This window comes from Nocardia sp. NPDC050175 (genome assembly GCF_044459885.1).
In the GTDB taxonomy this organism is placed as follows: Bacteria; Actinomycetota; Actinomycetes; order Mycobacteriales; family Mycobacteriaceae; genus Nocardia.
The window spans coordinates 420,907-443,739 of the sequence record NZ_JBITJI010000006.1; the positions used below are offsets into that span (position 1 = coordinate 420,907).

Below are 22,833 nucleotides of genomic sequence, written 5' to 3' on the forward strand. Positions count from 1 at the left end.
ACGATCGTTGTCGTTTAATCTGGCATCGCGGATCGTTGAACCGGCAAGTTCGGCTGTGGCGGAAGGACTGGGGGAATCAGTGGCCGATTTCGCGGAACGATTGAACAAACTGTTCGCCACCGTGCACCCCCAAGGACGACCCCCGCACACCAACGCCGAGGTCGCCGAGGCGCTGACGGCGGCGGGCCACCCGCTGTCCAAACCCTATCTCTCTCAACTGCGCTCGGGGCGCCGCAGCAAGCCGTCCGCCGAGACCGCCGCCGCGCTGGCGAAGTTCTTCAAGGTGAAACCCGACTACTTCACCGACGATGTCTACGCCGCCAAAATCGACCACGACCTGGCTTTGCTGGCCCAGGTGCAGGGCTACAAGCTGCGGCGACTGTCCAGCCGCGCGTTCGACCTGTCGGAAGAGTCGCAGAACCTGCTCACGGCGATGGCCGAAAAGCTGCGTGCCAGCGAGGGGTTGCCGCAGATACCGCCCGAGCCCACCGACGACTGAGGTCGAATACCGCACTGCCGCTAAGTTGTTGGCGCCTCGCGCCGGTAGAGGTCGGTGACGACGGAGATGTCGGCGTCCGGGTGACGAGACGCCGCCGTCTCGTAGAGGTGCCGCACCACCTCGGCCTCCGGCAGGTCCACACCGGCCGCGCGGGCGATTTCCAGCGCCAAGCCTGCGTCCTTCGCGCCCAGCGCGGCGGTCCACCAGCCGTCGGGTGAGCCGGTCAGCACGTTGTCGAATCGGTTGTGCAAGCCGGGAGCCACCACCGGGCTCGCGCCGAGTAGTTCGCTCATTTGGTCGTTCGTGAGGCCGCCCGAGCGGCCGACGGCGAATGCCTCGGCCAGTGCGACTACTCCAGAAAGCAACAAGAGGTTGTTGGTCAGTTTGGCGGTCAGGGCTTGTGGTGCAGTGTCGTAGCGTCGGACGGTGTTTGACAGTGACGAAATCATTGGGCCGAGCGGGTCTACGTGGTCGGCGTCACCGCCGACGAGCAGCACTGCCTGCCCGGCGCTCACGACAGCGGGAGCACCGAGCATGGGCATGGCGACGAATCGAGGAAAGGCCTCGGCGAGCTCACCGCTGAGTGTGGGAGATACCGTCGAACAGTCGACGTAGCTCGACGCCGGAGCCAGCGAGGTTCGCAACTCCCCCAGTGCCACTGCCCTGACGGCCGTGTCGTTGGCCAACATGGTGATCGCCACGTCGACGCCGTCCACCGCCTCGGCGACGCTTCGCATCTCTTCCGCACCTGCGGACACGAGTTGTCCGGCCTTGCCCATCGTCCGATTCCACACCCGCACGCGATGCCCGCCGTCGAGCAGACGACCCGCGATTGCTTGCCCCATCCGTCCCATGCCCAAGACTGCGATATCCATGGCGGCCTCCTCGGCTCACGTATCCGTGGCGATGTGACATCGCCGTCAGCGACTTCCGCTGCCACTACCAGCCTCGCGCATACCGACGGGGTAAGTCACTGCCGCTGACCAGATAACGGCGATTCCCGCTACCTGCAACCGCACCGCCCAGCTGCGGCAGCACCGGTATCTGACCATGTTTTATGCGGATCTCGAGACGCGACAAGCCGTACGACATTCGTTCCCGTCGGCGTTGCGGATGGGTGGTCATCCCGACACCGGCCGAAGCTCAGCCGATCGGAGGGCGAGATCAGCCGGTTGGGGCCTGTGCCCGACTCTTCGCAGCCCGTAATTTTCGATACGGGCGATCGAGGGGGCGGTCGCCGGTTCCCGTCAGTGCGTTCTAGGAGGCTCGGTGCTCGACATTCAGGAGATTTCAGACCGGTTGGAGATTCAGGATTTACTGGTGGCGTACTCGACCGCGATCGACAGCCGGGATTTCGATGCGCTGAACGAAATATTCGTCGACGACGCCTACATCGACTTGACCGCGTTCGGCGGTAACGCGGGCAAGCTCGCCGAAATCCAGGAATGGCTCGCGCAGAGCCTGGCGCAGTTTCCCGCATTCCAGCATCTGGTGGCCAACCCGGATATCCGCATCGACGGCGACCGGGCAACGGGTCGGGTGATGTGCCTGAATACGATCGCGATACCGGTCGAGGCGGGCGACCCGCGGGTCGCGTTTCTCGGGATGTGGTACCTCGACGAGTACGTCCGCACTCCTCAGGGTTGGCGGATTGCCCGACGCGGCCAAGAGGCCAGTTGGACACAGGGACTCAGCGAAGCCGCCGCACCTCGACCTGACTCGGGTACGTCCTAACCAGAGCGTCGAGCCAAGCCGTGCAGGTGCTCGGCGAGGAGTTGACTCGTATCGAACGAGCTGGCCGCGGTATCGATGGTGAGCTGGCCGTCGTAAGTCGTAATGACATAGGGGGCAATGGATGTCATGGGATTGTTCGGCATGACAGGGTAGAAGTCTTCGATGATGAGGTCCGCCGGGGTCGGCAGGGCCGGGATGACGCCCCAGTTCGTCGAGACAAGCATTGTCGACAGAAACCCTTCTGGGCCAGCCGAATTCCCCTGAGCGGCGGACACGAACTGGGCGTTCCCAGCGAAGACCGCGCCGGTGGCGATCCCGTCACGAAGCGTGCTGGTGACCGCACGGGCCAGTGCGAGGAGGTCGTCGTCGGCATGCGGGTCCGCTGCGAAATAAGCCATGCCGAGCACGTTGGTGCCCTCGGGATACCCGACCTGCGGGGTGAGTCTGGCGCGCATGTCGACGGGGTAGGTGTAGTGCAGGGTGTCGATGCCGACGTTGCGGCTTTGCGCGGTGGCGGCCAGCAGCGCGGCGGAGACCAGTCCATTGATCGTGGTCCCCGCGCTACGCCCGGTAGCGAGCAGTGATTGGGTGTCGGCGACGGATAGTCGAGTACGAACGCGCTCGGTCGGGCCCGACGGGATATCGGCGGAGGCGAGAGCTTCGAGCATCGCGTCGTCCGGCAATGCGGTGGGCCCAATGCCTATGCCGCGCTGATCAAGTAGATGCTCGAGCGAATGCGGGTAGTCGTGTCGACGCGCAGCGGTCGGCGCATCGGTGACGCAGGCTGTATAGAGGTGCCACAGTTCGGCCAGCAGATACAGCGAGTGGTGACCGTCGGCGATGGAATGATGGGTCAGCAGTGTGACCGTGGCTGCGTCATCGGTCCCGCGGACCGTGTGGATCGCCGCGGCGCGGTCGTCCAGATCAGGCAGTCCGAACAGTGGGTTGTCGACGGGGCCGGACACCTCATCGACCGCGGCGGATAGTTCCGGAGCGGCTTCGATAGACGGCTGACTCGCGTGGTCGAGCACCAGTCGGGAGGACAGGATCGGGTACGCCTGGCGCAGGATCGCGAACGCCTGCGTCAGCGCGGCCGAGTCGAGCTTGCCGCGCACCTGCGTGGCATACCCCACGTAGAGCCCGAACCGGAAATGCAGCACCTCACTCGGCGCGAGCGGGCGAACCAACAGCTGTGACGACGTCATGACTCGGCTCCTTCGACTTCACCTGGGGATAGAGAAGCGCGAAACCCGGCCCTTAGCGGCATTGGTAGGGGAGGTCGGCTACCCACAGGCTAAGCTCGAATGGCAGACTCTGCCATATCGTCAATGTCTGCCATATAGGTAATTTCTGCCACTTTGCTAGGCTGGAGTGATGCAGCACACAGACACCTCCGAGGGGCGCCGGAGTCCGGATCTGCGGGCGCGTCGACGGCGGCAGACCGAGCTCGAAATACACACGGCCGCAGTCACATTGGCGGTCGAGCGAGGCGCGGATCAGATCACCGTCGACGAGATCGCCGCGCGCGCCGGGGTTTCGGCGCGCACGTTCTTCCGCTACTTCGCGACCAGGGACAGCGCGCTCGTCTACGACCGGTGGGGATTCAGCACCGCCGTCGACGAGGTGTTCGCACGGATGGATCCGCACGAGGTGCGCATGCGCGATATCGAGCAGGCCTTCGGCAGCGTGCTGGCAACAGTCGACGGAGACCCCGACGTCGGCACAACGGTACGTATGTACCAGACCGTCACGTCATCGCCACAGTTGATGGCGGCGGCGACGGCCGCGACCAACGAGCGGACCGACGGATTGCTCGCCACGATTCCCGTCACGGCCCGCTCGCGGGTGCGCTTCCTGCTCGCCGTCGCCAGCACCGTCCTGTTCGCCACCTTCACCGAGTGGATCGAATCAGGCTCCCCCGCAGGCGTTTCCGACGCACCCTCCGCACTCGACACCTATCGCCGCCTCTGCGACGAGCTCCCAACGCTCTGAACAGGAGGGCGCAAACCGCCGTCAGTTGGCCGGCGCGCCCGGCTCGGTGGTGGCGATCGCCCGGTCGAGTTCGCTGCTGATCAACGGCCACGAGGTGCGGCCGAAATTGGCGTGGCCGCCTTCGATTTCGGTCACCCAGAGGTTGTTGGTGTGCCGCTCCAGGCCCGCGATCACGTCGGGGTTGTCGAGGGGAGATTGGAACACCTGCATAACCGGCACGGTGAGGTAGTCGTATTCCGGATTCAACAACCGCGCCGGTGCGTTCGCCCGGTAGATCGAAACACTGTCCAGCAGATCCTCTTTCGTCATGTGGACCGGCTGTTCGCCCATGATCGCGGTCAGCGCGCCGAACGCAGCCTCGGTGGCCCCGGCCTGGATGTAGAGTTCGGGGAGCACAGGCATCGACATCGACGCGAACCACGTGGCATACGCCAGATTCCCCGGGAGGTTCTGCGGATGGTCGACGGATTCGGCCATGGCGTAATGCTGCAGGTCCAGGCTGGGTGCGCCGATCGCGCTGAGTGAGGCGATGCGGCCCGGGTTGCGGTACGCGTACTCGGCGGCGATATAAGAGCCCCAAGCCTCGTTGAAGGTATGCACCGGACGGCCGGGTGCGGTTTTGTCGAGCACCGCGCCAAACTCGCCCGCGAGATTCTCGAGGCTGTTCGATTCCTCGGTCAATTCGTGGCCGGACTCGCCCACGCCGCGGCGGTCGTAGCGCACCACGTGATACTTCTTCGCGAGCTCGCGGGCCGCCGGTTCGAAGATCGACGAGTCACCCGGCCAACCGCCGGTGGTCACGATGGTGGGCGCCTCGTCGGCGCTCGGACCGTATTCGAAGATCGAGATCGGGATGCCCTGATATTCGGCGAAACTGTGCCGGGGCTGTTCCTCGGCGGGATCGGCCGACGCGGCAGCGATCGACAGGCCGGCCAGCGCCACGGCCGCGGCGATTGTCGCGCCGATCTGGCGCCGACGCCGACCGGCTCGGCTACGACTGAATACGTCCATGAAACTCTCCTTCGCAACTCCATCGCTCGGGCGAGAAACCCGAGACTTCGTGTCTCACCAGCGGGGCAGGCTTGCGCGCGCAACCATGCCGTCATCGCTTGCCGTCCGCCATCGATCCAGGTCAACCTGGTCTCAACTTATGTACCAGTAGGTACTAAAATCACTTTGCTCGTTGCCACAAGTGCTGTCAAGAGTTATATTTACCGATAGGTACAGAAAGGAGCTTTGACGTGGCAATCCGGGGACGCCCGCGCAATTTCGATCGCAATGTCGCGCTCGAACAGGCCATGGTGTTGTTCTGGGAACGTGGCTATCGAGGCACGTCACTGACCGACATCACCACCGCTTTGGGCATCAACCGGCCGAGCATGTATGCCGCATTCGGGAACAAGGAGACGTTGTTTCGCGAGGCCGTCGCCTTGTATTCCGACGCGCTCCGCGTCCCCGTCGAGAGAGCGTTGCGCGGTGGGCCGACCACTCGGGCTGCCATCGCCGAAACGCTGCACGCCTATGCCGAAGCATTCAGCAAGCCGGGGACACCGCTGGGTTGCCTGGTCGTGCTCTCGGCGACCGACGGGCCGGACCATGACGACCCGCTGCGGGAATTTCTCGTCGAGCTGCGTGGCTCATTGCAGGCCGGCATCCTGCTGCGCCTGCAACATGCGGTGCGCGAGAACGAGATTCCCGACACCGTGAACATCGAAGCACTCGCGGACTACTTCGGCACCGTCGTCTTCGGTATGGCCATCCAGGCTCGCGATGGCGCCTCGCACGAGGCTTTGATCACCACCGCGGACTTGGCGATGACGGTCTTGGATGCGGTGGAAACCAGGCAATAGCAGATGAATTGAGGTTCGACTGATGGGCGCACAGGACGGTTTCGATTGGAATTGGGCGAACAGCACCGGCGGCAAGCTCGATCGCCGACAGGTGGGCAAACTACTTGTCGCGGCAGCCACGCTGATGCCCGGCGCGTTCAGTAGTCATGCACTGGCGTTCCTCGGCAAGCAGGGTCCCGGCGTGCTCGATGACGTCGAGATGCGGATTCCGGACACCGCACTCGCCAAGGAAGCCGAGTGGGAGGCCCGACAGAAGTTGAGCCCGTGGGTGCTCGAGCACTCCTACCGGGTCTACTACTTCGGCAAGGTCCTCGCGAAGCTCGACCGGGTGCCGATCGACGAAGAACTGCACTTCACCACGGCGATCCTGCACGACATCGAGTTCGAACATCCCGTTCCCGGAAAGTGTTTCGCCGTTCGCGGCGCCCAGGATGCCGAAACCTTCCTGACCGGTCTCAACGTGCCGAGGGACAAGGTTGTCAAGGTACGCAACGGCATATCCGGCCACATCACCTTCGGCGTCGAAAAGGACCTCTCGGATCTGGCCGGCATCGTCTCGGCGGGATGCGAGACAGACCTCGGCGGAACTCGCATCGAAGAGATGAACCGCCAGTGGGTGGATACGGTTGTCGCACAGCACCCTCGACTCGATTTCAAGCGCCGAGTCATCGAGGCGGTCCGCATCGAATCCGAGAATGTGCCCGAAGGTCGCACCGCGGTGATGCGCGGACTCGGCTTCGAGATGGGCGTGACGAACGCGCCTTTCGCGGAGTAATGAGCCGAACGGAGTAGTGCGTGTCGAACCCTCTCGTCGTCATCGTCAGCTTCACCGCCGAGCCCGGCCAGGAGCATCGCCTGCGAACCGAGTTGGACGCGGTGGTCGAGCCAACGCGAGCCGAGCAGGGCTGCATCAGCTATCAGCCGTACCTCCATCCCAACGACCCTGGTCGGGTAATCGTGGTCGAGGAGTGGACCGATGACACGACCTTCGAGCGGCATATCGCGTTGCCGCGCTCCGAGCGTATTGCGGCGCTGGGGATCTTCGCCGAGCCGATCACCATCCGTAAATTCACCGGCGGCACTACCGGGAGCCGACCGGGAAACCGGTGACCAGCGCGGCGATCTGCGGCCACTCCTTACCGATCAGGTTGACGAAGTCGCCGTCGGTGAGTGTGTTGTACGGGCTGTCGATCGTGCAACCGGTATGTGCCGGAACGCCGTTCATCCGGTCGATGATGAACTGATAGCCCTTCGGCAACCAGCCGATGATGCCGGAGATGTGCTCCGCCAGGAACTCTCGGGTGTAGGTGATGCTGGCGGCCGGGTCCTCGCAGTATTGATTCACCACCCGGTCTACACCCGCGTTGGGGATCAGCTCATCGCTTTGCGCGTGGTACAGATACATCGGGACGTGCGGGGTGCGCTTGCCGAGTTCCGCGGCGTTGATGGCGGCGCTCACCTGCGGAAGGTCAAGGGGGTCACCGGGTCCGGTGAACGAGCCCAGGTAGTTCCAGTACGGAAACAGCACCGAGCCCTGCGGATGGCAGATGAAGCTCTTGAACGTCATCATGAATCGTCCGAACCAGTCGTACTGATTGTCCAGCACCGCTTGCACTTCGGGATATTCGGTCGCGAATCCGTGCATCGCAGGCCCGATCAGCCCGGCCCCGTAGTTGAAGTTGTTGAACCGCAACACACCCTTCAGGTCCGCGGTGGCGATACCGCCCATCGTCACGCCGACGATATTGATCTCGGGGGCATACGTGTCATGGTTCTCGGCGACCCATCCGGTCGGGATGGTGCCACCGGAGTAGCCCATCAAGCCGACCGGCGTTGCCGCGCCCGCGGTCAGTTGCAGCGGCGCGAAATTCTCCGCCGCGCGGATGCCGTCCAGGGTCGCCTGCCCACCGAGGATCGCCGCACCCCAGGCGGAGTTCGGCCCTTGATAGTCGGTGATCGCCACCGCCCACCCCTGCGAGACGCCCAAGGCGATACCCAGCGAGGTCTCGGCGGAGTTGACGAAGTCGGCCGGAATCGAACCCTGTTGCGCCACATACGACATCGCGCAGTATTGGGCGGTGGAATCCTCGGCCACCTGATAGGACAGCAGCTTGAGTCCGCCCTCCGGCGCGGGGCCGCGCGGCTTGATCAAAGTGGTCACCGTGGCCACCGCGTTGCCGTGACTGTCGTTGGTGCGGAACAACACCTGCCAAGCGTCGATGTTGAACGGTGCTACCGACAGCAGCGCAGGAGTGATCTGGCGGGCTTTGATGATGCCGCCCGGCTCGGTCGAGGCGATCACGTCCGCAGGCGCTTTGTAGAACGGATCGAGCTCCGGCGGCAACACCAGTACCGGCAGCGGCTGGATCGGGACGCCGTTGGCAGGCCCGGGCGCCGCACTCGTCACGGCCCCCACTACGACACTGACCAGCAGCATCGCCACGACACCGGTGAGAACCACGGCTCGCCGCCAGGCTCCCGCCACGCCACCCCGGAATGTTCCACGCTTCATGAGATTCCTTCCTGCGCGGGGCGCGTCGTCGCGCCGGGCACAGACATCCAAGTGCATCCGAAAATCAGAGTTACCAGTACAGAGCGTCACACTAACTTAGAAAGTGCACGTTTCCTAGACCTGATCTCAAAAAGACCCCCTCACCGGGGCTCTTCGCGCATCAGGCGGGCGAAAGCGCGCAAACCCGCGAGGATCTCCTGCTGATCGGTGATGCCGTCGAGGGCGGCGTCGAAGCGAGTAGTCATCATGGTGACGCGCTGGTCGACCGTGCTGACCCGGTCGATCAGATCCGCGTGGTCGCGGGCTACGACGTCGCGCGTGCCGCGCTGCTCTTCGCGGGCCCGTTGATCCAGGCGTCGCACCTCATCGCGCAGCTCATCGATCTGACGCGCGCCGGAGCCGGCCCGGGCATCGGCGCTCGACTGAGCCGCGTCGAACCGTTCGGTTAGGAACCGCACCTCTTCGTGCAAGGTGCGCACATCGTCCGGCGGGTAGGCCGCCTCCTGCGAGATGGCCGCGATCCGTGCCCGCAGGTAGGCGAAATACGCTGCGGCAGGCCGGATCAGCACGGTCACGAGAAAGAATCCGCCGACGTAATAGCCGATCTGGTAGCCGGTGCACAGCGCGACGACCGCGGCGATGACCGCCGACACCACGTGCGATCCGATCGCCACCAGGAGCAGCCGCTTAGCCAAGGTGCCGACTTCTTGTGCCCGCTGCTCCGAGACTGCGATCTCTCGCGCGCGTGCGGTGTCGAGCCGGTGCGCCACTTGCCGCGCACCGAAATACAGATTCCACGGCACGGTCAATACCGCGACGAACCAGAAGAGGGCGACAAACCCCAGCCCGGCTCCGATCACCGTCGATGCCGTCAGGTCGGCCCAAATCGCCAGTGCGGCAACCACGATCACCAGAACCGTGGCAACCCAGAACCATCCCCAATACTTCTGCATCGACTCAGCATCTGCGTCCCGGCTCCGTGGCGACACCGTACGACTACTCGAGTTCGCCCGGGTACCGGCCGAACGCGCAGTGCGCCGGAGCACGCGACACCGCTGGTAGCGATGGGTCGGCAACCGGTCGACCTATCGCTACCAGCGGGTCACTATTCCGCGCGCGGCTTGCAGGTTGTCAGAATACTTACCGGTCTGGAAATTCGGCTTCCCCGCCCTAATTTCCTATATGTCCGATTCGGTTACCGAGAACCTTTACCGACGCGCTCGTCCGGTGGATTGATTTGAACCCTGCCCACTGGATGTACCGAAGTCTTGCGTCCAATAAGGGGTGCCATTTCGATCCTTGGCAAATCCGACACCGATATCACGAAGACTGCAATTCAAGATATTGGCACGGTGGCCTGGACTGCGCATCCAGCCACCGACTACCTCGGCAGCGCTCGATTGCCCCGAGGCTATGTTCTCGGCCCAGGCGCGGGCACGGTAGCCCGCCGCCTTGATCCGATCACCCGGACTGCCTTTCGATGAGTTGTGATCCAAGACGCCACGGGCGGCCATGTCCACCGTATGTGCCTGTGCGGCCTGGTCAAGGTGGCTTTCTTCGGTCAAGGCGGGACATCCGGCCTTGGCGCGTTCGGCGTTGGTGAGGCTGACCACCGTGGCCGCGACGGGCTGAGCCTGCGGTGCCGCGAGAGCAGGCGGACCCCAGGCGATCAGCCAGGCGGAACACGCGGATATGACGAGACAAGTAAGTGAGGAACGGGTCAGAGCGGGAGAAAGACGCATAATTCAGACTCCACGGTTCGTATTACGTTTGAATAACATTAACATCTCGGCCGGAGCGTAGGCAAGATCTGAGCACCACTTCAGCAAGCGCTAGCGGCCTGGCGGCAATCGGGTCGCTACGGCGCGCGATATTCGACTTCATAACGTAGCGGGAAGGCGACCAGTCCGATACGATCCGTGGCATCCGAAATGGCCGCATCTCAGGACACCGGACATGTTCGATCTTCGCCTCAACCCATGCTCGGCCAAGGGCGGACCGGCGCGAGTAGCAGCGCCAGGTCCGTCGTATCCGGCGACACCGACGTGCGGGCACAACTGAATCGATCGATTCGTTACTAAGGACGACAACTGATGGGCAAACACAACGTACGGCGGAACCCTCTCGGTTCGATGCGGTTGGCCATGCTCTCGATGACCGCACTGATCGCGACCGGAATCGCCACGCAGCACGGGCCGTCGCCCGAGAATCAAGCGGCGATCCTGACCGCCACCATGACCGAGCTACCGCCCCTGGCACCGGCCACCGAGCCGGCTATCACGACAACCGACACGCAGCAGCAGGTCGCGGCCGGCCAGCCGGACCGGCCGATACATGCGGTGCGACCCGCCACCGACTCGGGCGCACGACCTGATCGGCAGGATCAGTCATCCAGCGACAAGGTAGGACCGACCGGACTCGGGTTGCCGCTCACGCCGTTCGATCCGAAGACGGAGGTGCCCGGCCGGACGAACGCGCCCAAACCCCACCATCAGAGCGACGCGCGCGAGACCGCTCGGCCCGGTGCCCAAACCGCGCTGCCGCCAATCGATTTCACCGCACTCCTGACCAACATCAGCGCGGCCCTCAACGCGGGAGCGGCCTTCGCGGAAGGCCTTCAGTCGGGCAGCGCGGGCCTCAACACCAGCGCGAGCACACCGGCCGCGCCTAGCAGCACGGATGCCGACGCCACAGCCCCCGCGAGCACACCGGCCAACAATGTCCAAATGGCCGCTCCGACAGCAGATCTCACCTCGCTGCTGACCACCATCAGCTCCGCCCTCAAAGTCGGAGCAGCGTTAGCGGACGGCCTGGAGTCCGGCAGTTCGGTCCTCGGCCCCGGCAGCGCGGCTCTCGGCCCCGGCAGCGCGGCTCTCGGCCCGGGCAGCGCGGCACTCGGCCCCGGCAGCGCGGCTCTCAGCCCGGGCAGCGCCGCTCTCAGCTCCGGCAGCGCAACCCTCGACGGCGGTAGCTCGATCGCCGGAACCGGCAGCTCGGTGCTCGGCCCGCTCGCCGCGATACTCGCTCCCCTCAGCGCCGCGGCCTTGGCCTCCGCCTGACACATCGTGGACTCCCATCGGGCCACCCGGTCCGATGGGAGCCACGCCGCAACCGGTGCAGCGCACGAATTCGCACCGCGCGCACATAACTGCCAGCAATACCGTGCGCGCCATCAAGATTCGTGCGCAGCAGCCGCCCACCACGGCTCGCGGCGGCGCTCGTCACCGTGTGCAGGCGGCGCGCGCATCGTGGTATGCCGCGTATGAATTCGCCAGCAACTTCGTGCGCGTGACGACGATCTGTGCGCGTCGGTTGCTAGGAACAGCGCGCAGTCGACTGTCAGGTGGTGTCAGGGACGGGAGGTGGACGCGCCGCATCGAGTCTCGAACCCGATGGGGGGCACGCCGACGCCAGGCCGCGACTGGCGGTATGGCGGCTTGGTCGATTCTGGTCCGATGCGGACCAGGCACAAATCTGGCGGTTCCGGCCGATGGAAGTCACGCCTACGCCGCGCCGCGACTGGCGGTGTGGCGGCTTGGCGATTCTGGTCCGATGCGGACCAGGCACAAATCTGGCGATTCTGGCCGATAGCCCAGTCGCTCAACAGGATTCGTTGAGAGCACTCCCCCGCCATGCGCGAAGGCGCCCGGCCCCGCTTCCCTCTTCTACTTTACACACGATTCCGGGGCCTCATGAGCCGCCGATTTGTGGTCCATAATCGCTCCCGAAATGCCGAAACCACCAGGTGAGGAGTGACGGGATGCCGTATGTGCTCGGCTTCGGGGAGATCGACCGGACGCAGCTGGCGATCGTCGGCGGCAAGGGTGCGAACCTCGGTGAGCTGTCGCGGGTCGACGGCGCCGACGTGCCGGACGGCTTCTGCGTGACGACCGACGCCTTCGCGCGGACCGTGGCGGGCGCGCCATCGATCGAGGATCGGCTCGACGAGTTGTCGCGCCTCGAAGCGGACGATCGGGAAGCGATCCGCGTGCTCAGCGCGCAGATCCGCGACGCGATCGAAGCTTTCGTCGTTCCCGATGACGTGGCGGCCGAGATCATCGACGCGCACGCCCGCCTCGGTGCGGACGGTGCCTACGCCGTCCGATCCAGTGCCACCGCCGAGGATCTACCCACCGCATCCTTCGCGGGCCAGCAGGACACCTATCTGAACATCGTGGGATCCGTAGCGATCCTGGAACACGTCAGCCGATGCTGGGGCTCGCTGTTCACCGAGCGGGCCGTCACCTATCGTCTGCGAAACAGATTCGACCACAAGGCAATTCAGATGGCGGTGGTCGTGCAGCGGATGGTGTTCCCGCGTGCCTCGGGCATCCTGGTCACCGCCGATCCGCTCACCTTCGACCGGACAGTCGTGTCCATCGATGCTGGCTTCGGCCTCGGTGAAGCCCTCGTCTCCGGCCTCGTGAACGCCGATGTCTACCAGGTGCGCGACGGAGAAATCATCAGCAGAACGATCGCGACCAAGAAACTCGCCATCGAACCCGCGCCGACCGGCGGAACACAGGTCCAGGAGATCACCCAAGAGCGCCGCAACGAGCCGGTACTCACCGACGCCGAGGTCCTCCGCCTCGCACAACTCGGCCGCCGCATCGAAGCCCATTTCGGCAGCCCGCAGGACATCGAATGGTGCCTCGACGGCGATGCCATCCGTATCGTGCAGAGCAGGCCGATCACCACACTGTTCCCGATTCCGGTGGCCGCCGACGAGGCGAACCACGTCTACGTTTCGGTCGGCCATCAGCAGATGATGACCGACGCGATGAAGCCCCTTGGCATCTCGCTGTGGCAGCTCACCAGCCGCGCACCCATGCGGGACGCGGGCGGCCGGTTGTTCGTGGATGTCACCAAGATGCTGTCGTCGCCGAAAACCGCCACCGGCGTGGCCGAGGCACTCGGCAAATCCGATCCCCTGATCGGCGACGCGCTGCGGACCGTGATCGACCGCGGCTTCGTTCATCAAGTGCCGGAGCAAGTTCCGGCCGCCACACCGCCCGCGGCGCCCGCGCCGATCGAGACCGATCCCGACATCGTCACCGAGCTGATCGCGGCGAGCGAAGCCTCCTTCGCCACCTTGACCCGCGACATCCAGACCGAGTCCGGACCGAGCCTGCTCGACTTCATCCGGACCGATATCCAGGAACTGCAGCGAGTCCTGTTCACCTCGAAGAGTTTACAGGTGATCAATGCCGCGATGGACGCCTCGTTCTGGCTCAACGATCGGCTGCGGGAATGGCTCGGCGAGAAGAACGCTGCCGACGCGCTCACCCAGTCGGTCCCCGGGAACGTGACGTCGGAGATGGGCCTGGCCCTGCTGGACGTCGCCGATGTGCTCCGCCCGCATCCGGAAGTGGTGGCGTACCTGCAGCAGGTCGAGCAGACGGGCGGCGATTTCTTGGACAAGCTGCCCGGATACCCGGGCGGCAACGAGGCACGCGCCGCGATCGAGGACTTCCTCGACAAGTACGGCATGCGCTGCGCCGGCGAGATCGACATCACCAGGCCGCGCTGGAGTGAAAGCCCCGCCACCCTCGTGCCGACAATCCTCGGCAATATCAAGAACTTCGGGCCGGGCGCGGGCAGGCGGCGCTTCGCCGACGGATTGCGCGACGCCGAGCAGACGAAAGAGCAACTCCTGCAACGCTTGCGCGCCCTGCCGGACGGGGAGCAGAAGGCCGACGAGACAGCACGGATGATCGACCGTGTCCGCACTTTCTCCGGGTATCGCGAGTATCCCAAGTACCGCATGGTCAGCCGCTACTTCGTCTACAAGCAGGCCCTGCTGCAGGAGGCCGGACGTCTGGTGGCGGCAGGCGTGCTGCGCGAGCCCGAAGACATCTTCTACCTGAGGTTCGACGAGCTGAGCGAAGTGGTCCGAACGCGAAGTGCGAGTGTGGAACTCATCGACGAGCGCAAGGACGCCTTCCACGCGTATCAGGCACTCACCCCGCCGCGGGTGCTCACGTCCGACGGCGAGGCGCTCACCGGGGCGTATCGGCGCGAAGACCTACCAAAGGGTGCGCTGCCCGGCATGGCGGTGTCTGCCGGGACGATCGAGGGTCGCGCCCGCGTGGTTTCCGATATCGCGCAGGCAGATCTGGAAGCGGGCGACATCCTGGTCACCGCCTACACCGATCCGAGTTGGACCCCGCTGTTCGTCGCGATCGCGGGTCTGGTGACCGAAGTCGGCGGGCTGATGACGCACGGCGCGGTGATCGCCCGCGAGTACGGTCTGCCCGCCGTCGTCGGCGTGGAGCATGCCACCGAGCTCATCCGCGATGGGCAGCGCATCCGAGTGAACGGCACCGACGGATACGTCGAGATCCTGTCGCAGTGAAAGGTCATGACAGCTCGGCGTATTCGTCGGCGTCGAAGCTCAGCCTGATGTCGTGGTCGACCTGGCTGCCGGTGATGGTCACCTGGCCGCTCACCTCCGGATAGCCGCGAGCGACGACGGTGTACTCGCCCTCCGGCAGGTCGGCCACCGCGTAGCGGCCGTCCGCGTCGGTGCGGGCGGTGCCGACGGCCGCACCGGACCAGTCGAGGACGGTGATCCGGGCGTTGGGCACCGTCCGGCCGTCGGCCCGCACCGTGCCCCACAGTATCGCCATCGGCGCGAGCTCGACGTCGAAGCGGAACCGGCCGGTGTCGGGCACGGTCAATGTCGTTGCGGCGGGCCGCATCCGCGCGGCGACCGTCACCAAGGTGTAGGTTCCGGCCAGCACGCCCGTGCAGGCGTACGCGCCGTCCGCCGTCGTGACGGCGGTACCAACCACCTCGCCACGCTGGTCGGTCACGGTGACCGTGGCACCGGCCACCGGCTCGCGCGCGGCGGTGCGCACCACACCCGACAGCTCGCCGTCCCCCTCCAGCGTGATGTCGACCTGCTGCGCGCCGTCCACCGCGGCGACGTTCACCGCGGCCGGTTGGTGCCCGTTCGCCGAGACGATCAGCACATAGCTGCCCAGCCTGGGCGACTCGATGGTGTAGCTGCCGCCGCCGTCGCCGATCGCGCGCGAAACCTGATGTCCGCGTTGGTCGATCAGCGTGAGTACCGCGTCCGGCACCGGGTGTCCGTTGTCACGAGTGATGTGCCCGTTGATCGTCCGACCGCTCGTTGCGGCGACCTTTTCGATCGTCACGCCCGACAATTGTTGCGCCGCATCGCTGTTCGTATCCACGGGTGAGACACCGGTCGAGATGAGTATCTGTTCCGGTTCAGGCTCGACATGATCGGACCGCAGCGCCCGCAACTTCGCGCCCTCGACATCGATGTCCGGCAGGATGCGATCGAGCCACTTCGGAATCCACCACGCCCCCTTCCCCATGATCACCAGCAGCGCGGGCACCAGCACCATCCGCACCACGAACGCATCGATCGCGACACCGCAGGCCAGCGCGAAACCCATGGACTTGGCGGTGGCGTCGTTCTCCAGCAGGAAGGAGCCGAACACCGAGATCATGATGATCGCCGCCGAGGTGACCACCCGGGCACCGTGGTGGTACCCGGAGATCATGGCGTCCTTGGCCGACTTGCCGTGCACGTATTCCTCGCGCATGCGGGTCACCAGGAATACCTGGTAGTCCATGGCGAGTCCGAAAACCAACCCGATCAACATGATCGGTAGGAAGCTGATGATCGGCTGCGGATCGGCGATCAGGCCGAAAGTGCCCTCCTGGAAGATCAATACGGTGGCACCGAAGGTCGCCGCCATAGACAGCAGGAAGCCGAGAGCCGCGGTGAACGGCACCAGGATGGACCGGAACACCAGGATCAACAGCACGAAGGCCGCACCGGCCACGATCGCCAGGTAGGGCACGATCTTCCCGAGCAGCACGTGGTCCATATCGGCGTAAATCGCTGTGGTGCCGGTGATTCCGTACTCGAGGCCGTACCGCTCGGTCAGCTCGCCTTCTGCCGCGCGGGCGTCGCGCACCAGGTCCTTGGTGGCCTGATTGTTCGGTCCCGATCTCGGGACGCCGTTGAGCATGACGCCGAGTTTGTTCGGACTGAACTGCGGTGTGGTGACGTAGTCCATCTCCGGGAACGCGGCGAGCCGGTCACGCAGCGCGGTAACCGCCTCCGCGCGTTCACCTTCCGGCACATTCGCCAGGTCGGCGGCCACGGTCAGGATGCCGTTGCGGCCTTCGCCGAAGCCGGCCGTCCGGATGTCGTAGGCCTGCCGGACCGTGGAGTCGGTCGGGAAGCTGTCCTCGCCCGGCAGACCCAGCTGCAGGTTGAGGGCCGGAGTCGCCAGAGCGGCAAGGGCAACCACGGCGAAAGCCAGTGCGACCCATGGCCGCTTACCGATCAAGCGACCCACCCGCATGCCGTTGGTGATGGACGTGTCGTCTTCCGGATCGTGCTTGGCGACCAGCGGCAGCTTCGGCTTGAACAGGAAACGCCCGAACGCGCCGAGCAGCGCGGGCATCAGGGTGATGGCGGTGAGTACGGCGAAGAAGGCTGCGATCGCGCCACCCAGCCCCATGAAGGTCAGGAAGTTCACCCCGACGATGCTCAGCGCAGTCAAAGCGACGATGACGGTGAGCCCGGCGAACACCACTGCGGATCCGGCGGTGCCGACCGAAATGCCCGCAGCCTCTTCGGGACTGTCCGCTACCCGTAGTTCGTGCTTGTATCGGGAGACGATGAACAGTGCGTAGTCGATGGACAGCGCGATCCCGATCATCGACGCCAGGAACGTCGTGAAACTCGGGACTTCGATGATCGAGGTGCTCAGCGAGATCATCAACATCGCGGCACTCAGGCCGACGATCGCGGTGATGATCGGCACGAAGGCTGCCACGATCGCGCCGAAGGCGATCACCATGACCACGAGTGCCACGCCCATGCCGATCATCTCGGCGTGGCCGCTCGGCTGCTCCTGCTTCTGCTCGATGGCCCCGCCGAGTTCGACGGTCAAGCCCTGCCCGCGGACAGGCGCGGCCACGTCGTAGGCGGCACGCCGTTCTTCGTCGGTGATATCCATCGCCGAGGCGATATCGAACGGCACCGACAGCACGGCGACGGTGGCCGGGGCGTCCTTGCTCAGCACATTGAGCGGCGCGCCGGAGCACACGGCCGGGTCGGCGTCGGTCAGGCAGCCCATCGCCTTGGTCACCTCGACCGGGTTCTTCAGTGCCGCAGCGTCTTTCTCGGTGACGAGCCGATGTTTGCCGTCGTCGACCGACAGCGCCTTCAGGTCGGCGATCAGTGCGTCGATCGCAGCACTGTTGTTCTTGTCGGTCAGCTTCGTACCGTCGGGTGCCTTGATGACGTACGCACCACTGACGGCATCGATACCGAACTGCTCGGACATGCCGGGGAACTGCTTGTCCAGGATTTGGGTCGCACGTTCCGATGGCAGCGCAGGCATGCTGAACTCGTTGCTCATCGGTTCGCTGAGCAAGCTACCTGCGGTGCCGAGCGCGCCCAGGAACACGAGCCACAGCGGCAGCACTATCCATTTGCGGCGGAACGCGAACTTGCCCCACCGATACAGGTATACGGACACGAATAGGTTCTCCTAGAGGTAACCGGATTGTGCTGAATTCAGGGCCCGTATACAGCACCTTCGCGGCCCGCTTTGCCTGCGAACATCTCCCCCGACCGACCGCTATCTACCTACCGCACGGTAGGGGTGTGGATCGATAGGAGGACGTAAACGGAGGAGCAACCTCTAGTTGCGAGATGCTACCGCACGATCAATCGGCACTGCCCGCGCCCCGGCGATGAACACGCTCGAACAGGTTGCGTCGGCTCGGATGTCACACTTGCTTGCCGCACGTCGTCATACATGCAGCAACGAAATAGGCACCATGGAGTGAGGGTAGAAGTAATGGGTATCGAGGATCTACGCAGCGCGGTTCGTGGGAGTGTGCTGCTGGCGGGCGACGCGGCGTTCGAGCAGGCTTCACGGCCGTGGAATGTGGCGGTGGCGCAGTCGGTTGCGGCCGTTGTCGAGGTGGCCGACGCCCAGGATGTGGCGGATGTGCTGCAGTACGCAGGTCGGGCGGGGCGTCGAGTGGTGACACAACCGACCGGGCACGGCGCGACCGGCGATATCGACGAGTCGATTCTCGTTCGGACCGGTGCGCTGAACCACCTCGAGATCGATGCCGAGCGCCGGGTGGCGCGGGTGGGCACCGGGGTGCAGTGGGGAGCGGTGCAGGCTGTGGCGGCCGAACATGGGCTCACCGGGCTATCGGGTAGCAACCCGATGGTCGGCGTGACCGGATACACCCTCGGCGGCGGGTTCGGTTGGTTCGCACGGAAATACGGCTGGGCCGCGAACGCGGTGCGCGCCTTCGAGATCGTCGACGCGGGCGGTCAGCGCGGCCGGATCACCGCCGATTCCGATCCGGAGCTGTTCTGGGCGCTGCGTGGTGGCGGCGGCGACTTCGCGATCGTCACCGAAATCGAGTTCGACCTGTTCCCGCTGCCGCAGCTGTACGGCGGCCGGGTGACGTGGTCCGCCGAACGCACCCGCGACGCGTTCGACCTGTTCACCGAACTCACCACCGACGCTCCCCCGGAGCTGTCGGTCTGGTTGCAGCGCTACCAGATTCCCGGTCTCGCGCCGACCGTCGCCCTCGACTTCGCCTACCTCGGCGATCCGGACGAAGGACGCGAGCTGACCCAGCGCCTGGACACCATCGACGGCATCCTCGCCGACACCCGCGGCGCGCTGACCCCGGCCCAGATCGGCCAGATCACCGCCGAGCCCACCGACCCGAGCCCGTCGCTGTCGCGTGGCGAGCTGCTCACCGATCTCGGTGACGCGGTGGTGAAGACGCTCATCGACGCACCGACCGCACCGCTGCTCAATATCCAGATCCGGAATCTGGGCGGCGCGCTCGCCGAGGCCCGCCCCGACGGTGGCGCACGCGGTCCGGTCAGCGAACCGTACGCGCTCTACCTGCTCGGTCTGCCGAACCCGAGTGGCGAGGTCCGGACCCGATTCGGCCAGATCATCGACGCGCTCGGCCCGCACATCACCGGGGCCAAGCCGTACACCTTCCTCGCTCCCGGCGAGTCGGCTGCCGCGGCGTTCGATCCGGAAACCCTTGCGCGGCTGCGGAACATCAAGCAGGCCCGGGATCCGCACGGCGTCATCCGCGCCAACTTCCCGGTCCACGGCTGAGCACCCGCGGTCGCCGACTCGGTCAAGCCAGAGCGCCGGTTCGGCGCAGCAGGCTCAACGCGTCGGCGACCGCGCAAGGGCTTCCGTATCGCTCATTCCGCGGCCTTGGCAACCAGCGAGAGTCCGTGTGTCCGCATGATTTCGGCGACTTTGGTCATATCGCGCGGACCCGGCGGCAGCTGGCTGAGGTCCCGGTAGTACTCCTCCAGTCCGGGGGGTGAGACGACCGCGATGATGCGGGTCTCCTCCTCGAACGGGTTGTAGAAGACGTGGGGTACGTTGCGCGGCAGCAGCATCGACGCACCGGTCACCAAAGTACGTGCCACACCGTCTAGTTCGACCACGACCTGTCCTGCGGTGCAGATGAACAGCTCGTCCTGCCGGGTATGGACATGGGTGGGCGGCCCACCGAGGCCCGGCGGCACCACGTATTCGAAGAGCGAGTACGCGCCGCCGGTGTCCGCGCCGTCCAGCCGGAGGTAGATGCCGAGGCCGATCGCCCCCATATTCTCGCCGCTGTCAGGCAGTTTCAGGGCGGGGTCGTCCTGATCGGTTCGGGTCTGCTCGTCCACGTCCACTACCGACTCCTTCGTTCGTCGCGATCACTCCAGCCTGACCCGGCACCACGTCGAGCGCAGCACATCGTCTCTCTGGGAGAGACGATCGTTTGCGGTTCGCGGGAGGGAGACCGACGCTGTGGTGACCGAAATGTCAGGGGTCAAGTCATGCGAATCGCGATCATCGGGGCCGGCGTCGCCGGGCTCACCACGGCGAAGGTGCTCACCCAGGCCGGGCACGCGGTCACGGTCTTCGAGAAGGCGCCGGATGTCGGCGGGGTGTGGAGCCGGACGCGGCGCTATCCGGGGCTGACCACCCAGAGTCCCAAGGCGCAGTACTCGTTCTCGGATCTCCCTATGCCGGAGGGCTTTCCGGAGTGGCCGACCGGCGCGCAGGTGCAAGAATATCTGGCCGGGTATGCCGCCGCGTTCGGTCTCGACGAGGTCATTCGCTTGAACACCGAAGTGACTGCCGCGCTACCTGATACCGCTGATCGTTGGACGCTCACGTCGGTATCGGCCAGCTCCGAACCTGTCACCGAGACGTTCAATCGTCTCGTAGTCGCCAATGGCGTGTTCTGTGAACCTGCTGTCCCGCCGTTCTCAGGTCGGGACGAGTTCCGCGCGGCAGGCGGAATACTCTGCGCCGGAACGGACTTCCATGATGCCGAGCTGGCGCGGGGAAAGCGTGTCCTGGTCGTCGGATATGGCAAGTCGGCCTGCGATGTCACGGTGCCGATCAGCGAGGTTGCGGTGAGCACGGATGTCATTGCCCGGCAGATGCTGTGGAAGGTGCCGCGCCGGATCGGTGGCCGGGTCAACTTCAAACTGCTGCTGCTCACCCGGCTCGGCGAGGCGCTGTTCCGCTATGCGCGGCTGCGTGGCGCGGAGAGGTTTCTGCACGGTCCGGGCAAGGGCCTGCGCGACCGGATGATCAATTCCGTTGGCACCACCTCGATCCGGCAGTTCGGACTGGATGCGCTTGGACTGGTGCCGCCCGGGCAGATGGAGGACATCGTCCGGGGCGCAATCGGTTTGGCCACCGAAGGCTTCTTCGAGAGGGTCGCGGCGGGCGCCATCACCGTGCATCGTGAGCTCACCATCACCAGGCTGCTCTCCGTCGACGGCCGACCGTTCGCGGAGCTGAGCGACGGTGCGGCGCTACCCGCCGACCTGATCGTCTGTGCCACCGGCTTCACCCAGGGTGTGCCGTTCCTGCCCGCCGGGGTGCAGGAGCGGCTGTTCGACGCGCACGGGAACTTCATGCTGTATCGGCAGATTCAGCCGGTCGACGTGCCCGGCCTGTATTTCAACGGCTACAACTCGTCGTTCTTCAGCCCGCTGAATGCGGAGATGGCGGCGGTGTGGATCGCGGCTGACCTGGCGGGTCTGCTCGCCCTACCGGACGCGCAGACCAGACGCGCGGCTGTCATCGATCAGCTCGCGTTCCTCGACTCGGCCACAGATGGACACCACTGTCGTGGCACGAAGATCATTCCGTTCTCCATGCACAATGTGGACGAGGTGCTCCGCGATATCGGTCTGGACATCCCCGCACCGGTCCGCGCCTGGCACTGGTTGGCCCCGATCGATCCGGCCGCCTACCTTCGGATCACCCCGGCACTGATCCGCCGTCAACAAGCGAGCCCGGCCGTCATGGCCGAGCACACTGTCCAGCCATGAAACCATCTGGCGCGCTGCGACTATCGCAGTGCCGAATCCATGCGTGGTGCCGCCGCGAAGTAGGCCCGCGACGAGGCGGCGGCCGCCATGCAGACCGCAGGCGCGATACGATCGGCCCGCACCGCGGCGCTGGGCCCGGAGACCGAGACGGCCGCGACGACCTCGCCCAGCGGTCCGAAGATCGGTGCGGCGATGCAGCTTACGCCGATATTGCCCTCCTCTCGCTCGGTCGCCCAGCCGCGCGAGGGAACCGCGGTGAGTTCGCGCAGAATGGCAGTCTTGGTAGTCAATGTGCGCGGAGTGCGTTGCGGCAGTTCGGCGTCCAGCACCGCGTCGACGGTCTCCCGGTCGGAGTAGGCGAGAATCGCGCGGCCCAGCGCCGAGCAGTACACGGGGACGACGCCGCCGGTCTGCGAGAGCATCGGCATCGGCCGGTGCCCGCTGATCTTCTCCACCACCAGGATCCGGTCGCCTTCCAGCACACCGAGCTGCACCGTGGTCATCGTGGCGTTGTGCAGATCGTGCAAGAACGGCAGCACGGCCTCTCGCAGTTGCAACCGGATCGGCGCCAGACTGGCGATCTCGAACAGCCGACTCCCGATCCGATAGCGAGTGCCGAACTTGTCCAGCCAGCCGAGCCCGGCCATCCGTTCCGCGGCCCGGTACACGGTGGAGCGCGGCAGCCCGCAGCGGGCGACCAGACCGGCCAGGCTCAGTTCGCGATGCGTCGCATCGAAGGCCCCGAAAATTGTTGCCGCACGTTCTAATCCGCTCATCGGAGTCTCGCGTTCGCCACGTTCGGCGTCACTCCGCGTGGTGTCGTCTCCCATGTCGATCACCGTCT

General features: G+C 65.4%; 19 protein-coding genes and 1 pseudogene. 10 read left to right on the plus strand and 10 right to left on the minus strand.

The window, feature by feature from the left end:
- The first annotated feature begins 79 nt into the window (after nucleotides 1–79).
- Complete coding sequence (locus ACIBK2_RS22895; RefSeq protein WP_396969576.1) at nucleotides 80–499, plus strand: helix-turn-helix domain-containing protein; 420 nt, start codon at nucleotides 80–82, stop codon at nucleotides 497–499.
- A 20-nt stretch (nucleotides 500–519) separates the two neighbouring features.
- On the opposite strand, the gene ACIBK2_RS22900 is transcribed toward ACIBK2_RS22895, so the two are convergent.
- The gene (locus ACIBK2_RS22900) at nucleotides 520–1,374 is read right to left on the minus strand and encodes an NAD(P)-dependent oxidoreductase (protein ID WP_396969577.1); all 855 of its coding nucleotides are present in this window, start codon (nucleotides 1,372–1,374) and stop codon (nucleotides 520–522) included.
- Nucleotides 1,375–1,768: 394 nt separating this feature from the next.
- Here ACIBK2_RS22900 and ACIBK2_RS22905 point away from each other — a divergent pair, with 394 nt between their 5' ends.
- Nucleotides 1,769–2,233 (plus strand): nuclear transport factor 2 family protein, encoded by a 465-nt coding sequence (locus ACIBK2_RS22905; protein WP_396969578.1) that lies wholly within the window; start codon nucleotides 1,769–1,771, stop codon nucleotides 2,231–2,233.
- Here the strand turns inward: ACIBK2_RS22905 and ACIBK2_RS22910 are convergent.
- A complete protein-coding gene (locus ACIBK2_RS22910; RefSeq protein WP_396969579.1) occupies nucleotides 2,230–3,438 on the minus strand; it encodes a hypothetical protein in 1,209 nt (402 codons plus the stop codon). The two genes, ACIBK2_RS22905 and ACIBK2_RS22910, sit on opposite strands and share 4 nt — an antisense overlap.
- A gap of 169 nt (nucleotides 3,439–3,607) precedes the next feature.
- Between ACIBK2_RS22910 and ACIBK2_RS22915 the strand changes: the two genes are divergently transcribed.
- Nucleotides 3,608–4,225 carry a TetR family transcriptional regulator gene (locus ACIBK2_RS22915; RefSeq protein ID WP_396969580.1) on the plus strand — a complete coding sequence of 206 codons (618 nt, stop codon included), beginning with the start codon at nucleotides 3,608–3,610 and terminating at the stop codon, nucleotides 4,223–4,225.
- A gap of 21 nt (nucleotides 4,226–4,246) precedes the next feature.
- Here ACIBK2_RS22915 and ACIBK2_RS22920 read toward each other — a convergent pair whose 3' ends face one another.
- Entirely contained in the window at nucleotides 4,247–5,236 is a 990-nt protein-coding gene (locus tag ACIBK2_RS22920) for an alpha/beta fold hydrolase (RefSeq protein WP_396969581.1), read from the minus strand.
- Nucleotides 5,237–5,466: 230 nt separating this feature from the next.
- Between ACIBK2_RS22920 and ACIBK2_RS22925 the strand changes: the two genes are divergently transcribed.
- Genes ACIBK2_RS22925 through ACIBK2_RS22935 form a run of 3 tightly spaced genes read left to right on the plus strand, consistent with a single transcriptional unit; the run spans nucleotide 5,467 to nucleotide 7,185 of the window.
- On the plus strand, nucleotides 5,467–6,075 hold the full coding sequence (locus ACIBK2_RS22925; RefSeq protein WP_396969582.1) for a TetR/AcrR family transcriptional regulator: 609 nt from the start codon (nucleotides 5,467–5,469) through the stop codon (nucleotides 6,073–6,075).
- Between the two features lie 22 nt (nucleotides 6,076–6,097).
- The gene (locus ACIBK2_RS22930; protein ID WP_396969583.1) at nucleotides 6,098–6,850 is read left to right on the plus strand and encodes a phosphohydrolase; all 753 of its coding nucleotides are present in this window, start codon (nucleotides 6,098–6,100) and stop codon (nucleotides 6,848–6,850) included.
- Between the two features lie 20 nt (nucleotides 6,851–6,870).
- The gene (locus ACIBK2_RS22935; RefSeq protein WP_396969584.1) at nucleotides 6,871–7,185 is read left to right on the plus strand and encodes a putative quinol monooxygenase; all 315 of its coding nucleotides are present in this window, start codon (nucleotides 6,871–6,873) and stop codon (nucleotides 7,183–7,185) included.
- On the opposite strand, the gene ACIBK2_RS22940 is transcribed toward ACIBK2_RS22935, so the two are convergent.
- From ACIBK2_RS22940 to ACIBK2_RS22950, 3 genes are all read right to left on the minus strand, one after another.
- Nucleotides 7,157–8,587: a lipase family protein gene (locus ACIBK2_RS22940; protein WP_396969585.1), complete on the minus strand. Its 1,431-nt coding sequence runs from the start codon at nucleotides 8,585–8,587 to the stop codon at nucleotides 7,157–7,159. The genes ACIBK2_RS22935 and ACIBK2_RS22940 overlap by 29 nt on opposite strands.
- 140 nt (nucleotides 8,588–8,727) lie before the next feature.
- Nucleotides 8,728–9,540: a hypothetical protein gene (locus ACIBK2_RS22945; protein WP_396969586.1), complete on the minus strand. Its 813-nt coding sequence runs from the start codon at nucleotides 9,538–9,540 to the stop codon at nucleotides 8,728–8,730.
- A 255-nt stretch (nucleotides 9,541–9,795) separates the two neighbouring features.
- Nucleotides 9,796–10,329, minus strand: coding sequence for a CAP domain-containing protein (locus tag ACIBK2_RS22950; protein ID WP_396969587.1), 534 nt, complete (start codon nucleotides 10,327–10,329; stop codon nucleotides 9,796–9,798).
- 411 nt (nucleotides 10,330–10,740) lie between these two features.
- Between ACIBK2_RS22950 and ACIBK2_RS22955 the strand changes: the two genes are divergently transcribed.
- Together ACIBK2_RS22955 and rph are read left to right on the plus strand one after the other, a co-directional pair.
- A complete protein-coding gene (locus ACIBK2_RS22955; RefSeq protein ID WP_396969588.1) occupies nucleotides 10,741–11,646 on the plus strand; it encodes a hypothetical protein in 906 nt (301 codons plus the stop codon).
- A gap of 701 nt (nucleotides 11,647–12,347) precedes the next feature.
- Entirely contained in the window at nucleotides 12,348–14,942 is a 2,595-nt protein-coding gene (rph, locus tag ACIBK2_RS22960) for a rifamycin-inactivating phosphotransferase (protein WP_396969589.1), read from the plus strand.
- Nucleotides 14,943–14,946: 4 nt separating this feature from the next.
- Here the strand turns inward: rph and ACIBK2_RS22965 are convergent, their stop codons facing one another.
- Both ACIBK2_RS22965 and ACIBK2_RS22970 read right to left on the minus strand, forming a co-directional pair.
- The gene (locus ACIBK2_RS22965; protein ID WP_396969943.1) at nucleotides 14,947–15,786 is read right to left on the minus strand and encodes a collagen binding domain-containing protein; all 840 of its coding nucleotides are present in this window, start codon (nucleotides 15,784–15,786) and stop codon (nucleotides 14,947–14,949) included.
- Between the two features lie 24 nt (nucleotides 15,787–15,810).
- Nucleotides 15,811–18,120 (minus strand): annotated as a pseudogene (locus ACIBK2_RS22970) (MMPL family transporter); the annotation flags it as partial.
- Nucleotides 18,121–18,444: 324 nt separating this feature from the next.
- On the opposite strand from ACIBK2_RS22970, the gene ACIBK2_RS22975 reads away from it, so the two are divergent.
- Nucleotides 18,445–19,749 carry an FAD-binding oxidoreductase gene (locus ACIBK2_RS22975; protein ID WP_396969590.1) on the plus strand — a complete coding sequence of 435 codons (1,305 nt, stop codon included), beginning with the start codon at nucleotides 18,445–18,447 and terminating at the stop codon, nucleotides 19,747–19,749.
- 92 nt (nucleotides 19,750–19,841) lie between these two features.
- Here the strand turns inward: ACIBK2_RS22975 and ACIBK2_RS22980 are convergent, their stop codons facing one another.
- Nucleotides 19,842–20,327: a cupin domain-containing protein gene (locus tag ACIBK2_RS22980; protein WP_396969591.1), complete on the minus strand. Its 486-nt coding sequence runs from the start codon at nucleotides 20,325–20,327 to the stop codon at nucleotides 19,842–19,844.
- A 147-nt stretch (nucleotides 20,328–20,474) separates the two neighbouring features.
- Between ACIBK2_RS22980 and ACIBK2_RS22985 the strand changes: the two genes are divergently transcribed.
- Complete coding sequence (locus tag ACIBK2_RS22985) at nucleotides 20,475–21,989, plus strand: flavin-containing monooxygenase (protein ID WP_396969592.1); 1,515 nt, start codon at nucleotides 20,475–20,477, stop codon at nucleotides 21,987–21,989.
- A gap of 20 nt (nucleotides 21,990–22,009) precedes the next feature.
- On the opposite strand, the gene ACIBK2_RS22990 is transcribed toward ACIBK2_RS22985, so the two are convergent.
- Nucleotides 22,010–22,819, minus strand: coding sequence for an IclR family transcriptional regulator (locus ACIBK2_RS22990; protein ID WP_396969593.1), 810 nt, complete (start codon nucleotides 22,817–22,819; stop codon nucleotides 22,010–22,012).
- Between the last annotated feature and the right edge of the window lie 14 nt (nucleotides 22,820–22,833).